General features: G+C 68.3%; 11 protein-coding genes. 3 read left to right on the plus strand and 8 right to left on the minus strand.

From position 1 onward, the window contains the following. Positions 1–2 precede the first annotated feature (2 nt). The 7 genes from KCH87_RS20695 to KCH87_RS20725 form a co-directional block, all read right to left on the minus strand. Complete coding sequence (locus KCH87_RS20695) at positions 3–1,115, minus strand: acyl-CoA dehydrogenase family protein (protein WP_210587660.1); 1,113 nt, start codon at positions 1,113–1,115, stop codon at positions 3–5. Between the two features lie 255 nt (positions 1,116–1,370). Next, entirely contained in the window at positions 1,371–2,942 is a 1,572-nt protein-coding gene (locus KCH87_RS20700; protein ID WP_210587661.1) for a cation acetate symporter, read from the minus strand. A 6-nt stretch (positions 2,943–2,948) separates the two neighbouring features. After that, positions 2,949–3,299, minus strand: coding sequence for a DUF485 domain-containing protein (locus KCH87_RS20705; protein WP_210587662.1), 351 nt, complete (start codon positions 3,297–3,299; stop codon positions 2,949–2,951). Positions 3,300–3,541: 242 nt separating this feature from the next. Beyond that, positions 3,542–5,017: a PAS domain S-box protein gene (locus KCH87_RS20710; protein WP_210587663.1), complete on the minus strand. Its 1,476-nt coding sequence runs from the start codon at positions 5,015–5,017 to the stop codon at positions 3,542–3,544. A 20-nt stretch (positions 5,018–5,037) separates the two neighbouring features. Further along, entirely contained in the window at positions 5,038–5,727 is a 690-nt protein-coding gene (locus KCH87_RS20715; RefSeq protein WP_210587664.1) for a response regulator transcription factor, read from the minus strand. 16 nt (positions 5,728–5,743) lie between these two features. Then, positions 5,744–6,016, minus strand: coding sequence for a hypothetical protein (locus KCH87_RS20720; RefSeq protein ID WP_210587665.1), 273 nt, complete (start codon positions 6,014–6,016; stop codon positions 5,744–5,746). Positions 6,017–6,052: 36 nt separating this feature from the next. Next, on the minus strand, positions 6,053–6,496 hold the full coding sequence (locus KCH87_RS20725; protein ID WP_210587666.1) for a nuclear transport factor 2 family protein: 444 nt from the start codon (positions 6,494–6,496) through the stop codon (positions 6,053–6,055). A gap of 405 nt (positions 6,497–6,901) precedes the next feature. Here KCH87_RS20725 and KCH87_RS20730 point away from each other — a divergent pair, with 405 nt between their 5' ends. Next, positions 6,902–9,319, plus strand: coding sequence for a SpoIIE family protein phosphatase (locus KCH87_RS20730; protein WP_210587667.1), 2,418 nt, complete (start codon positions 6,902–6,904; stop codon positions 9,317–9,319). A gap of 2 nt (positions 9,320–9,321) precedes the next feature. Then, positions 9,322–9,498: a hypothetical protein gene (locus KCH87_RS20735; protein ID WP_210587668.1), complete on the plus strand. Its 177-nt coding sequence runs from the start codon at positions 9,322–9,324 to the stop codon at positions 9,496–9,498. Positions 9,499–9,571: 73 nt separating this feature from the next. Here the strand turns inward: KCH87_RS20735 and KCH87_RS20740 are convergent, their stop codons facing one another. Further along, positions 9,572–12,370, minus strand: coding sequence for a LuxR family transcriptional regulator (locus tag KCH87_RS20740; protein WP_210587669.1), 2,799 nt, complete (start codon positions 12,368–12,370; stop codon positions 9,572–9,574). Positions 12,371–12,531: 161 nt separating this feature from the next. On the opposite strand from KCH87_RS20740, the gene KCH87_RS50425 reads away from it, so the two are divergent. Continuing rightward, positions 12,532–15,240 carry a LuxR C-terminal-related transcriptional regulator gene (locus KCH87_RS50425; protein ID WP_210587670.1) on the plus strand — a complete coding sequence of 903 codons (2,709 nt, stop codon included), beginning with the start codon at positions 12,532–12,534 and terminating at the stop codon, positions 15,238–15,240. Positions 15,241–15,253 lie beyond the last annotated feature (13 nt).

Consider the following 15,253-nt stretch of genomic DNA (forward strand, 5'->3'; position numbering starts at 1 on the left):
TTTCAGAGGTAGCCGGGGAAGGGCTGGACGCCCATCAGGACCGCGCCGGCGCCGTCGTACATGCCCTCCTGGAGGAAGGCGTGCTGCGGTACGACCGAGGCGTCGCGCAGGTAGCGCTGCATGGGGCTGCCGTCGGCGATGGCGGCGATGCCGCCCAGTTGGTACGCGACGCGTACGACCTCGAAGGAGGTCTTGGCGAGGTGTGCGGAGGCGAGCCGCAGCAGACTGGCCTGCTCCGTGGTCGCGGAATCTCCCGCTGCCACCGTGGCCCAGGTCTCCTCCGTCGTCTCGTAGAAGAAGGCGCGCGCCGAACGGAGTTGCGCCTCGGCCTGGCCGACCGCGATGCGGTAGGTGGCGCGCTCGGCGGGCTTGGGCGCGCCGGTGTAGCCGGCCCGGCCGCCGTCGGCGATGGACAGGTCGAGCGCGGCGCGGGCCACGCCGAGGCCGACGACAGCAAGGACCTGCGCGGCGTACGGGATGGTCGGGTAGCGGTACAGCGGTTCGTCGACGGTGGGCTCTCCGCCGCGGACGAACGTCCAGTCCTCCGGTACGACGACACCGTCGACCACCAGGTCGTGGCTACCCGTGCCCCGCATGCCGATGACGTCCCAGTTCTCGGCGATCTCCACCTGGTCGGGCCGCAGCACGGCGGTGAGCGGCCGGCCGGCCCTGTCCGCACCTGCCTTGATGCCCACGCCGAGCAGGTCCGCGCCCATGCAGCCGCTGGCGAACTTCCACCGGCCCGAGACCCGGTGGCCGCCCTCGACGAGTTCTGCCTCCTGTACCGGGAAAAGACCGCCCGCGAAGGCCACGTCGGGCCCGTCGGCGTACAGCCGCGCCTGTGTCTCCAGGGGAAGTGCGGCCAGGTATACGGAGGACGAGCCGAAGCTCGCGACCCAGCCTGCCGAGCCGTCGACCATCGATATCCGCTCGATGAGGCGAAGGAATTCGGCGGGAGGCAAGGCGTCGCCGCCGAACAGCTTCGGGGTGCTGGCCCGGTAGATACCCACACTCTTGAATTCAGAGATCACATCCCGCGGGACGTGCCGCTTTTCCTCGAATTCAGAGCGCCGCTCGGCCACCAGGGCCAACACCTGATCGAGCGTCTGCGTCATGAGAGGCTCTCCTCGCATTTCTGGGCAGTTCTTTCCTCCGCCTTGTCATCACGTTATGTGCGGCGGATCCGCTCCCACCATTGGGACTTGGATGCTTCGTGTAGGGGATTTCCCGTACGCTCTTTGCCGGCCGGATCGCACGGTCGTCGTTCGGGCCGCGGCCGTGCTCGACGCTGGTGGCGCAGCCGCCTGTCGAGCCGACGCCCTGCCGGGTCCGGCCCGGCAGGGCGTCGGCTCACCACTCCGTCCCTTCGGTCAGCCGGCGGCCGTGCTACCCGCAGCGACCGCAGGCTGCTCGACAGGACGGGAACCGGAGTCGTACCCGGTCAGCGCCTTGAGACGCATGGCGAGGAAGGTCGCCCGGCCGCGGTCGGCCGCCTCACCGCGGGCGGGGAACAGCAGGGCGACCGCCACCGAGACCAGCAGGCTGAGCGGCACCGACACCAGGGCGGGGTTGGAGAAACCGAGCACCGCGTCGGGTCCGTTCAGCGCCGGGCTGAGCAGGATGATGCCCAGGGAGACCGCCAGCCCGACCACCATTCCGCTGATCACAGCCCTTGCGGTCATACGCCGCCAGTAGATCGTCAGCAGCAGCGCGGGCATATTGGCGCTGGCCGCCACGGCGAAGGCCAGTGAGGCCAGGAAGGCGATGTTCTGGTTCTGGGCCGCGAGCGCCACCATGATCCCGATCCCGCAGGTCGCCAGGGTCGCGATGCGAGCCGCGTACATCTGGCCGCGCGGGGTGGCGGTGCCGCGCTTGAAGACCTGGCCGTAGAGGTCGTGTGCGATGGCGCCGGTGGTCGCCATCACCAGTCCGGCCAGAACCGCGAGGATGGTGACGAAGGCGACCGCCGCCACGAGGGCCAGCAGCACCCCGCCGCCCAGCGACTCCGCGAGCTGCGCGACTGCCAGGTTCCCGGCCGGGTGCTTCTTCGCGATCGCGTCCTTGCCGACGAGCATGGCAGCGCCGTAGCCGATCACCGGAATCATCAGATAGAAGGCGGTGAACACCCAGATCGCGGTGACCGCCGACGACCGCGCCGCCTTGGCGTCGGGGACGGTGAGGAAGCGGATCATCACGTGGGGCAGCCCCAGGACACCGAGTACCAGGCCGACCACCATGGACAGTTGGTCGAAGCCGGCCAGCGGCGTGCTCCGGACGGGGGCGACCGCCTGCTGCCCGAAAGTGTGCAGGGCTTCACTGAACGCGCCCAGCGGGTTGAAGTCGTACTTGTACAGAACCAGCACGAACAGCGCCGCCGTGCACGCCATCATCAGCGTGGTCTTGACGATCTGGATCCAGCTCGTCGCCAGCATGCCGCCCAGCAGGGTGTAGACGGTGGTGAGACCGCCGATGACGAGAACGGCGACGGTGTAGTCGATGTCGAAAAGCAGCGTGACCAGCAGGGCGGCGCCCACGAACTGCGCGACGAGGTAGAGGGTGCTCACCACGACCGTGCTGACGGCCATGACCGTGCGGATGTCACGCCCGGGGAACCGTGCCGCGAGCACATCGGCGAGCGTGTACCGGCCGAGGTTCCGCAGCGGCTCGGCGACCAGCAGCAAGGCGAGCACATAGGCCACGGGGACGAACACGGCGAGGTAGAAGCCGTTGAATCCGGCGAGCGCGATCGCACCGGTCACGCCGAGGAACGATGCCGCGGAAATGTAATCACCCGCGATGGCGATGCCGTTCTGCCGCCCGGTGAGCTGACCGCCTGCGACGAAATGGTCCGCAGCCGAACTGCTGCGGCGATTGGCGGCGTAGGTGATGCCCAGGGTGATCAGCACCAGGGTGAGGAACATGCCGGCGGAGACGAGGTCCATGGCCGTTCAGCCTTTCTTCTGGAGGGCTTCGGCCGTGGCTCTGTCGAGGCCGGCGGCGCGCGAGGCATAGCGGGCCGCCACCAGGACAGCGACGACGAACTGCAGGAACGCGAATACCCATGCCCAGGTCAGCCCGCCGAAGGCGAGACCGTCCAGGGCCGAGGTGAACTGGCCGAGGACGGGCAACGGGAAGAAGACGAGACACACCGCGGCGGAAAAGGTGAGCACCAGCCTGATCCGCTTCGCCGCTATGTTCTCCAGCGCCTCTCGTACGGCTCCATCGAGAGTTTGCATACCGGCTTGCCGGTCCTGTGATTCTTCGATCACCGATTCCTCGGTGACGGGTTCTTGGGTCACGTGTGGCTCCCGACTCCAGTGAGGCTGTTCAACGCCGGTATTGCGGCAGCAGCGCTGGACTACGCAATGGCGTGGGCAGCGGATTGCCTGGATTGCAGTGAGTGGAAACACCGAGAGTTTCCACTTTCCGATGATGCCGGGGATGCTATTTCCGTTCCGGAATGGCACGCAATCAGGGTTCCACCCACGCAGCTGCGGGTTTTCCCTAAGGGGATAAAGAATCCTTTACGGGAACCTGATGCTCAGGCCGAGGGGAGGGCGAAGGAGAAGGTCGCTCCGTGAGGAGTGTTCTCCGTGGCCTCGATGCGGCCTCGGTGCCGGGTGACGATGCGGTGGCTCAAGGCCAGGCCGATGCCGTTTCCGTTCTCCTTCGACGTGAAAACGCCGTCGAAGACCTTGCCCCCCGGCACCATGGAGAGGCCCTGTCCGTAGTCGCGTACGGTCAGTTCGGCATACCCGTGTGTGCTCCGGGTGGCCAGTTCGACTCTGCGCTGTTCCACCGGCCACCGCGCCATCTCGTCGATGGCGTTGAAGGCGAGATTCATCACGACCTGTCCAATGAGGACCTTCTCGCAGCGCACCGGCAGCGGCTCGGCCGTCAGATCGAGGACCAGGCCGACGGAATGCTGCTGGGCTTGCAGGTCGATGAAGTACAGGCAGTCCCTGACGATCGCGTTGAGGTCGATCAGTTGCTCGGACTGTTCGAGCCGTACGACGTACTGCCTCAGGCTCTTGAGGATCTGGCTCGATCGCTCGATCTGGCGTTTGGCGTTCTCCAGCCCCCAGGCGACCTGCTCGTGATCGGCGAGGTCGGACTCGCCCAGCCTGCTGCGGGCGCCCTCGATGAAGTTGTACGCGGCGGCGAGCGGCTGGCTGACCTCGTGGGCGATGGCCATCGCCATGTCCCCCATCGCGTTGTACCTGGCCAGGTGGTTGAGGTACTGAGTGTCCCGGCGGTGTTCCTCCTCGGCGCGCACCCGGTCGGAGATGTCATGGAAGAGCAGAAGATGTCCGCGCAGGTCGCTCTCGATGTCGATGTACTGACAGGTGCCCGCGTACCACCGGGGTTCGCCGCCGGGCGCGGCCAGCCGGTACCGCGAATCCTGGGGAGGTGCGCCCTTGGATGTCTTCTCTATGCTCTGCGCCAGGACAGTCCGGGACTCGGGATGGCAGAAGCGGGCGAAGTCCGATCCGGTCAGCGCGGCGACGTCCGCGTCCAGCAGTTTGGCGGCGGACTCGCTGGCGAACGCCACCACACCGTCGCCGTCGAGGACGACGATGCCCTCCGCGAGACTGCCCAGGAACGCCCGCATCCGGCCCTCGGTCCGGAACAGGTCCCGCTGGGTGGCCTTCTCCTCGGCGATGTCGCGGAACTGCACCATCAGAATCGGCCGGGACGGCAGCTCCACCCGGATCGCGATGGCCTCGGTCAGGATCTCCTCGCCGCTCTTGGAGCGGTAACACCATTCGGTGGCGCTCACCCCGTGGTCGACCGCCCGGCGTAGCCAGCGGTGTCCGAGTTCGCGGCTGTACTGCTGTGCGTTCTTGCTCATGTCCGGCGCCTTGAGCGGCTTGAGCTCGTCGACCGTCCACTCCAGCAGTTCGCAGGCGGCCTTGTTCGCCCAGAGGATGTCGTACGTCCTGGCGTCGTGCAGCAGCACGCAGTACTTCAGCGCCTGGACGAGTTCCCGGTAGTCGTCGGGTTCGAGGTCGGCCACACCGTTGCTCCGTATCCGTGTCACTGGGACGGCAGGTCGAGACCTGCCTGAAGCACGTCTCGGACGAGGGTCGCCATACTCTCGGCGCCGGCCTTCTCCCGAATGCGGGTGCGGTGCACATCGACGGTCTTGGCGCTGATCCCCAATCGGGTCGCGATGTTCTTGCTGGGCACGCCGTCGATCACCAGACGAAGGATCTCGCGTTCACGCAGGCTGAGGCCGGCCAGGCGTGCCTGGAGCCGCTGGTGTCCGGCCGCCAAGGCGAACCGTTCCTGCGCGGTTCGCAACGCCTGCTGGACGACCTCCAGCATGTGCTGAGGATCGTAGGGCTTCTCCAGGAAGTCCACGGCCCCGTTCTGCAGGGCCCGCACCGACATCCTGATGTCGCCGTGGGCGGACACGAAGATGACCGGGATGACTGATCCGGCCCGGTTCAGGATCTCCTGCAGTTCGAAGCCGCTCACTTCCGGCATGCGTACGTCCAGCACCATGCAGGCGGGCTGGTCCCGGTCGTAGGACTCAAGGAAGGTCTGCACGTCCGTGAAGCAATGCGACCGCATCCTCACCGACTCCAACAGCCAGGCCAGTGACCTGCACAACTCCTGATCGTCGTCGATGATGTAGACGACGCCGCCCGGGGGGTGCCGGTCCGTCGGACCCGGCGACGTCTGGTGGGCCTGCGGTACCGGGGATGTGTAAGGGGCACTCATGGTCATCATCTCCGGCTCATTCGTCCCACGCCGCTCGGGCCGTCCAGTAGCTGCTGCCGTCCGCCCTGATCCCATGCTCCCACTCGCTGGTCCGGCGCAGCGCCGGCTCGACATGGGCGGTCTCGCGGTCGGCGGCGTCCGGCCCGTCCTCGGCGACCTGCCAGTGGACCCAGTTGATCTCCCGGCCCGCGGCGTCGTGGACGAAGAGGTCGACATGATGCCAGCCGTAGCCGTGCAGGTCGTCATAGCAGGTCAGGAAGGTGGTGTGCCCGCCGTCCAAGTCGGTCATCGCTCTCTGTTCTCCCTGCGCAGACAACAACTGCGCTCACCTCGCCAGCGGAGCGCTGAAGAGCTGCTCGGTCCGGAACTGCTGGATCAGCGCCCGCCGCTCGTCCAGCTGGAAGGTCACGTCCAGCCTGGCCACCATCATCTCGGCAGCGCCCGATTCATAACGTGAGAGCTGTTGCATCAACCAGCTTCCCCGGGCTGTCGAGTCGCTGAGCTCGATGGTTCCAGGGAAGAGCAGGTGCACATTCTCCTGGAAGTGACTGTGCGGCGGCAGGTACGCCGAAATCATGTCGATGATCGGCTGCCGGCCCTGAGTGCGGCCGAACTTCTCACCGTACTTCCGGCCCCCGCCTTCCCAGACCGCGTCGTCCGTGAACAGATCGCCGAGTTCGCCCCCCTCCGCACCGTCCGGGCCTGGAACATCACACAACTGCAGGTAACGGGTAAGAGTGCTCATCACCCGGTCGCGCGGGAAAGCCATGGGCGATTCCTCGAATCCCGAAGGTGTCTTTCCAATGAGACTAAGAATCCGAGGGGTCCGGAACAACCCTGGTATCGGGGAATTCGCGTGGGAAGAACCTTTCCCGGTGTAAAGGTTTCCCCTACTGCGCAGCACAGCACGCCCGTCATGCGGCCGGGGGAGGCGAAGGGCTCAGGGCCGGGCATCGCAGTGTGGAACCTCGCGTCCGCAGCCGATGTGTCGGCCACAGGAGATCGCCGCACGCGCTATTCGGGACATCCGTGACTTTCGGACGGTAATCTGATGGAAAAGTACATCCATGCGTTTCTTCTCTCTGCGGCGGACTGTCCACAGACGTTGCGGTCCGTCCCCGACAAACGGTCGACACCAGGTGCCGGGATCAGCGAGGAAGCGAGGCACGCTGCGATGAACAACTCAGCCGCCGCCGGAGACGGCCGTAACCAGCCGTGGTCATCGCCCGCTCGGAATGCCGCCGTGGTCACCGTGGACGGCGCCGGTACGGTGACCCGGTGGAGCCCAGGTGCCGCGCAGCTGCTGGGGTACGCCCCCGAAGAGGTCGTAGGACGGCCGGTGGGAGACCTCCTCGCCGACGGTGACGGGCCACTCCCGCAGGCCCGGGACGGTTGGACGGGCGAACTGACCTTCCGATACCGGAAGCACCATCCGCTGACGCTGTTGGTGCGCACGCACGCTCTCGGGCGCGGACGTGGCACGGAGTGGCTACTGGTCCCGGCCGAACCGGAGGGAGCGCCGGTCGGCCTCGACGATTCGGCCGTGCTGGACTGGCTGTTCAGGGATTCGCCGGTGGCTCTCACCGTCTACGACACCGAACTCCGCTTCGTTGGCCAGAATGCCGCGATGAGCAGCATGGTCGGCATATCGCAACAGCAGCGCCGCGGAAGGCAACTCAGAGATGTCCTGACAGGCCCGGACACCGAGCGGTGGGAACAGCGGATGCGGCAGGTACTGAGGACGGGCACCCCCGTAGAGGGCTTCACGATCCGGGGACGCACCCCGGCCGACCCGGACCACGATCACGTGTTCTCGGCGGACGCTTCAGTCCTGCGCAGTCGGGCCGGACGGACGCTGGGGGTATGTGTCACGGTCCGCGACGTCACCGAGCAGCACCTGTATCGCCAGCGACTCGCCATTCTGAATGAAGCCAGTACCCACATCGGCAGCACGCTGGACGTACGGAAAACGGCACAGGAACTGGCCGATGTCGCCGTCCCACGGCTCGCCGACTTCGTCAGCGTCGATCTCCTGGAGCCCCTGCTCCAGGGCGACGAGCCGGGCCCGGTCACCGATCGTGCCGTGCTGCGCCGGATGGCTCACCAATCCGTCCGCGACGGCGCTCCCGAAGCCGTGGTCAAACTGGGCGACATCGACATCTATCCCGGGCACTCGCCTCCGGCCCGCTGCCTGGCCGCCGGACGGCCCGTGCTGTTGCGGGCCATGGACTCCGACATCGCCGCGTGGTTCGCCGACGACCCGTTGCGCGCGGCAAGGGCTGAACAGTACGCGTTCCGCTCCTGGCTGCTGGTACCCGTACGGGCGCGGAGCGTGACCCTCGGGGTGACGGTGTTCTGCCGATCCCGGGATGAACCGTTCGAGGAGGAGGATCTCCGCCTCGCAGAGGAGATCGTGACGAGAGCGGCGGTCAGCCTGGACAACGCCCGGCGCTTCACCCGGGAACGCAACGTCTCGCTCGCCCTGCAGCGCAGCCTGCTTCCCCGGCAGCTTCCCCATCAGTCCGCGCTGGAAGCCGCGTTCCGGTACCTGCCGGCGAGTTCCCAGTTCGGTGTCGGAGGCGACTGGTTCGACGTGATCCCGCTGTCTGGAGCGCGGGTCGCCCTGGTGGTCGGCGACGTGGCGGGGCATGGCCTCCATGCCTCGGCCGCGATGGCCCGCATGCGCACCGCGGTCCGCACCCTCGCCGACGTCGACCTGCCCCCGGACGAGCTGCTCACGCAATTGGACGACCTGGTCACGCACCTCTCAGACACGGAAGACGGGGACTCGGCCGAAGTCCCCGTCTCGGACACCTGGGCGACGTGCACGTACATGGTGTACGACCCCGTCTCGACGACCTGTTCCCTTGCCTGCGCCGGCCATCCGCCCCCCGTTCTCCTCACCCCGGACGGCACCGCTGCCTTCGTCGACGTCCCGGTGGGCCCTCCGATCGGCCTGGGCGGGCTGCCTTTCGAGACCACCGAGCTGCGTGTGCCGGAGGGCAGCGAAATCGTCCTGTACACCGATGGACTGATCGATCTGCGTGCCACGGACGTCGATGATGCGCTGGAACGACTGCGAGAAGCCATTGCCAAGCCCGCGGCCTCGCTGGAGTCACGGTGTGACGCTGTTCTCGACGGTCTGCTCCCCGGACCTCCCGACGACGACGTAGCCCTCTTGATCGCCCGCACTCGTGCTCTGCACGAGGACAAGGTCGCCGTTACGGATGTGCCGACGGACCCGGCCGCCGTCTCCGGCATCCGTTCTTGGGCCACCGACCGGCTCGAAACCTGGGGTCTGGAGGAAATGACCTTCGTCACCGAACTCGTCGTCAGCGAGCTCGTCACCAACGCGATCCGCTATGGAGCTCCCCCCGTCCATCTGCGCCTGATCAAGGACACATCACTGGTCTGCGAGGTCTCGGACACCAGCAGCACGGCTCCCCATCTCCGCCGAGCACGTATCTTCGACGAGGGAGGGCGCGGCCTGCTCCTGGTGGCCCAGCTGACCCAGCGCTGGGGTACCCGGCACAACCGTTCAGGAAAAACAATATGGTGCGAGCAACTTCTGACTGATTCCATCACAGCGTAGGCATGCGAGTCGCCCGCGTTGAGGTCCAGGATCAGGGCATCGAGGAGCAGCAGCGCGCTCTGCTCGAACAGCGTGCCGCCGAACTGGCGGGTACTGGCCGTCGGGACCTCGATCACGGCGTCGGCGAGCTGTGCAAGAGTGCCCAACCCTCGCTGCACTCCCCACCGCCAGGCCGTTGACGGGCATGCCCTGCGCGGACAGCAGCACCATCATCTGTGCCCGCCGCCAAGTCAAAGCTTCTCTGATGCGGCACTAGGTGCGCCGACCCGCTGGCAAACGCGATGTCAGCTGGGCGGCGAGCTGGGTCCGCGACGTCACGTTGAGTTTGCGGAATACCTTGCGAAGGTGGTAGTCGACGGTGCTGGGGCTGACGAACAGGTTCGCCGCGATCTCGCTGTTGGACGCACCGGCCGCCGCGAGGTCCGCTATCCGCGATTCCTGCGGAGTGAGGTCGAGGGCGGTCTCCGGGGCACGGGTCCGGGTGCGTTCGCCGATCGCTCGCAGCTCAACTGCTGCCTGCTCGGCGAACCGCTCCGCCCCCATGGCGGCGAACATGTCGTACGCGGTGTACAGCTCGTGCCGGGCGTCGCGTCGCCTCTTGGCCCGGCGGAGCCACTGGCCGTAGAGCAGGTGCGTGCGCGCGAGATCGACCACCATGCGGCATCGCTTGAGCTGGCTGATGGATTCCAGGTAGGCGCCCTCGGCGTCCGCGCCCTCGGCCAGCAGCGCCTCGCAGCGGGAACGCAGCCCGAGCCCCCAGGGGGTGCCGGCGGCGAGTGCCCGTTCGGACAGGGTTCTATAGGCTGTGGCCGCAACCTCGCGACGACCGGCCCTGACTGCTGCCTCGATCAGCTCGGGCATGGTCCCCTCGGCCGTATAGGCGGGATCGTCATCGATCACGGTCAGCGCGCTGGACATCGCCGCCTCGTAGTTTCCGGCGAACAGGTCCGCCATGGCGGCGTTGTACCTACCGATGTCCGCCGGGCCGCCCTGGCTTCGAGCGGCAGACTCGCGGACCTGGGCCAGCCCGGTCGCACGGGCCTCGGTCACGTGGCCGCGGTAGGCGAGCAGCACACCGTTGCTGCGGCTGTTGGTGCCGAGCACGGCGGGACCGTGACTCACGGTCAGCACTTCCAGCATCATGGCCCACCTCGCGTCGGCTTCGCGGAAGTGTCCGGCCATGGCGTCCGAAACCGCATGGAAAGCCAACGCGACCGGCAGGGTGGTGAACGCCCCCGCGGCACGCGCCAGGTTCACCCAGCGGTCCGATATTTCAAAGGTGGCCTTGTCATCCCACAGGCTGCCGGCTGCCGCAGCCCCGAGCGCGAACCACCGCAAGCCCACTGCGGGATCGAGGTCGTCGGCCAGCAGCGCGGTCACCGCGGCGCGGAACGGCTGCACGGAAGCCTGGTAGCCGAGCGTGAACCGGGCGCTATACCCCTCGAGCAGCAGGTCGCTGATGGACGGTGACGCGTCGGCAACAGGCGGCAACGCGTGCGCCAGGCGGGCGATCTCCCTGGTCAGCACCGGCCCGGACCAGATGGCCGCCTCCAGCGCCCCGAGCATCGTGTCGCGGGCCAGCCTGTCGTCATGCTTGAACACCTGGGACGCTCCGGCCAGGATGCGCGCGGCCTCCGCGGCGTCACCCTGCGCGAAGCGGATAGCGCCCTCCAGCGATTGCGCGTGGCCACGGGCCACCGCATTCGTAAGCCGTGGCTTGGCGCTGTCAAGCGCCGTCTGGGCCCCGGGAGGGTCACCGGCCATGAGCGTGGCCTCGGCCAGCGCGACTTCGCGCACTGCGCGGTGCCCGTCGTCAGGCGTCAGGTCGGCCGAGCGCCGCAGCAGCGCGGCCCTGGCCGCGTAGCCGCCGCGGGCGGCCGCGCGTTCGGCGGTCCACTGGAGCTCGGCGGCGAGCTTCTCGTCCGGGGCGGTCGCAGCCGCCGCCAGGTGCCACGCCCGCAGCTCTGGGTTGCCCGCTTCGCCCAGAACCTGGTGAGCTCGTCGGCGCTCAGCGGCGTCGGCGCCGTAATAGACCGCGGACCGCACCAGCGGGTAGCGGAACCGGACAGAGCTACCGGAAAACTCAAGCACACCACTCCACGCCGCCTCGGCTGAGGCAGCGTCCGGGTCGATGCCCGCCTTCACCGCAGCACGCCACAACGGGGCGCGCTCACGCTCGGGGTCCGCGGCGGCCAGCAGCGTGAACGCCTGGGCGTCCGCTTGCAGACCGCGCACCTGGCGCAGGAAATGTTCCTGGAGACGCCGGCCCAGCGGAAGCGGTTCGGGTAGCGCGGCGTGGCCGGAAAGCTGGTCGGCCGTGTACTTGCTTCCCAGTTCCACCAGCGCGAGCGGGTTATTGCGCGTATCCGCCAGGATGCGGTCAACGGCTTGAGCGTTGAGGGCTCCGCCCGCGACCGAGCTGAGCAGACCGCGGGCATCGGTGTCGGGCAGTCCGTCCACCGTGATCGTCGGAAGGTGCTCGAACACCTGCCGTGCGGCAGGCTCGCCAACGGCGACGATGAGACCGACGCGGTCGGCGTGGAGACGGCGGCCGACGAAGCCGAGCACCTGCGCCGATTCGGGATCAAGCCAATGAGCATCGTCGACGACGCACAGCAGCGGCTGTTCCTCAGCCGCCCGAGAAAGCAACGTCAGCGACGCCAATCCCACCAGGAACCGCTCAGGAGGCGGTCCGGTCTCCTCGCCGAAAGCGACCCGCAGCGCGTACCGTTGCGGCGGCGGCAGTTCCCCCACCAGCGGCAGGAACGGGAGCAGCAGGTGGTGCAGGCCGCTGAACTCCATGCTGATCTCCGACTCGACACCGGCGATGGTGCAAGCCTGCATGTCCGGCGACACGTCGACCGCGTATCGCAGCAGGGTCGTCTTTCCGATGCCGGGCGCTCCGCGCAGCACCAGCGTGCCGCTGAGGCCATCGCGCACCGTGCCGAGAACCCGGTCGATCGCCGCCCGCTCCGTCTGGCGGTCAAGCAGCGCGAACTCCTTACCCGGCCGGTCTGCCCGCTGCGGTCCAGCACGCTCATCGACAGCCACCGATTCCTCCGCCGGGTCTTCTCCACTCTCGGATCAAGCTGTCATCAGCCTCGGCGGCACGGCATCATCCAGTTCTGATGATTTCTGCCTGCCAGCAACCCACCTCACCGGATGACGCCATGGAATCAGACTTCACCGTCGGTCGCACAGCCCGTCCTGGCGTGGGCGGAGTCGTCCCCCGGCCGGGACTGTTCGAGGTGCTCCAGACGTCGGCACGGGTGGCTGTGGTGTCAGCACCGGCGGGCGCCGGCAAGACGGTTCTGCTGCGGTCGTGGATCAGCGAGGCAGGCCTGGAGGGACGCGTCGCGTGGGTGTCGGTGAGCCCGGATGAGCGTGATCCGCAGCAGTTCTGGCCGGCGGTGCTCGGTGCGCTCCGCCAGACAGTCCCGGGGGCGGCGCTGGTGCGGGAACTGACGGCGGCACCGGACCTCGACGGATGGGCGGTCGTGGAGCGGCTGCTGAAGGACCTGGCACCGCTGGACAACCCGGTCTGGTTGGTGATCGACGACGTGCACGAGCTGGGCTCGGTAGATATCCAGCGGCAGCTGGAGCTGCTGGCGATGCGGGCACCGCCGGAGTTGCGGTTCGTCCTTGCCACCCGGCACGACGTGCGGCTGGGCCTGCACCGACTGCGGCTGGAGGGTGAACTGACCGAGATCCGCCCGGCCGATCTGCGGTTCAGCCTGGCCGAGGCGCGGGAGCTGTTCGCCGTGGCAGGGATAGAACTGGCCGAGCCGGCGCTGGTGATGCTGCACGAGCGGACCGAGGGCTGGGCGGCCGGGCTGCGGCTGGCCGCGCTCTCTCTGACCGGGCACCCTGATCCGGCGCGGTTTGCCGCGGAGTTCTCGGGCAGCGAGCGGACGGTGGCGGAGTACCTGCTGGCCGAGGTGCTGGAACGGCAGAGCCCGGAGGTACGCCGCCTGCTGCTGCGGACCAGCGTGCTTGAGCGCGTCAGCGGCCCACTTGCCGATGCCCTCACCGGGGGCGCGGGCGGGGAGCGGGTCTTGCAGGAATTGGAGGCCGCGAACGCGTTCGTAGTGTCGCTGGACGCGGCGCGGTCCTGGTTCCGCTACCACCATCTGTTCGCCGGCCTGCTGCAACTGGAACTGCGTCGCACTGCACCTGAAGAGGTCGACGCGCTGCACCGGGCTGCCGCACGGTGGTTCGCGGACCACGGGCATCCGGTGGAGGCGGTCCGGCACGCCCAGGCGGCGCGCGACTGGGCGTCGGCCGCCCGCCTGCTGGCCGACCACTGGCCTGGCCTGCACCTGGACGGGCAAGCGGCCACCGTGCACGCGCTCCTGGCGGGGTTTCCCGCCGAGGCGCGCGCGGCGGATTCCGAGCTGGCGGTGCTGGCCGCAGCGGATGAGCTGGCGGCGGGATCGCTCGAGGAAGCAGAGCGGTTGCTGGGGCTCGCGACAGGGAGAACGGCGTCGGTGCCGGTGACCCGGCGCAGCCGGCTGGGCGTGCTGGTCAGCATGGTCCGGCTGATGCTCGCCCGGCAGCGGATGGATCTTCCGGCGGTGGCCGCCGAGGCGAAGGCGCTGAGGGTCGTGGCCGACGCTCCGGATACGGCGCCGCTCGGACTGAGCGGGGACCTACGCGCACTGACGCTGATAACTCGCGGTATCGCCGAGTACTGGGGTGCCCGCCTCGCGGAGGCCGAACCGCACCTGGAACACGGCATCGCGCTGGCGCGCCGGATCGGCCGGCCATACCTGGAATTCCTCGGCCTGGCGCACTGCACGTCGATCGCCAGCGTGCGGTCGTCACCGTACGCACTGGCGGAAGAGCGTGCCAGGCAGACCATCGAATTGGCCAGGCGGCACGGCTGGACCGACGAGCCTGCCGTCGGCATCGCCTACATATCGCTCGCGGCCGGGCTGATCTGGCGACGACAGCATGAGGAGGCGGGGGAGTGGGTGCGGCGCGCCGAGCGCACCCTCCGGGCGGAGGCCGAGCCCATGACCGCCATGGCGATCCGCTACGTCCGAGCGCTGCTGGAGTTGGCGCGTGGCCGTGACCAGGAAGTGCTGGCGACATTCCAGGCCGCCGAGCGGCTGTCCCGGCTCCTTGACGCGCCGGACTGGCCGCTCATGCGGACCCGCGCGCTGCGGCTGCACGCTCTGGTGCGGCTGGGCGAAACCGGACGCGCCGAGCAGGACATCGCGGAAATCAGCGAGCAGGACCGTGACAGCGGCGAGATACGCATGGCTGTAGCGGCGCTGCGGATCGCCCGGGACGACCCGCACGCGGCGACCGTCGCGCTCGCACCGGTCCTCTCCGGCGCCGCACGAGTTCCTCCGACGACCTGGCTGGCGCACGCCTACCTGCTGGAGTCGACTGCCCGGGACGCACTCGGTGACCCGACCGCCGCCGGGCACGCCATGCGGCGCGCGCTTGAAACAGCCGCATCCGATGGCGCGCTGACGGCGTTCCTTTTCCATCCGCCCACTCAGCAGCTGTTCGATCGCTACGCCCCGGATGGCAGCGAGCAGGCAACCCTGGTGGGCGAGATCCGTAGCCTGCTCCCAGCGGAGCCAGGACCAAAGGGGTTTGGGGCGACAGAGCCTCCCCGGTCGGCAGACCCACCGTGGCTGGTGGATCCGCTCACCCAGAGCGAGATCCGGGTACTGCGCTACCTACCGACCAACTTGTCGGCTCCAGAGATCGCCCGCGAATTGTTTGTGTCGGTGACCACAGTCCGTACGCACCTTCGCCACCTGTTCATCAAGCTCGGCGCACACCGTCGCACCGAGGCTGTGGCAGTGGCCCGCGCCCTCGGCCTGCTCGCAGCGTCCCCGGACGCACACATACGTGGCGCCCATAGCCCGACAGCGCTCGACGCCCCGACGTCCACCGGAAAGTAGCCGCTGATTCCCC

Origin of the sequence: Streptomyces sp. GESEQ-35 (genome assembly GCF_017948485.1) — a bacterium.
Classification (GTDB): Bacteria; Actinomycetota; Actinomycetes; order Streptomycetales; family Streptomycetaceae; genus Streptomyces.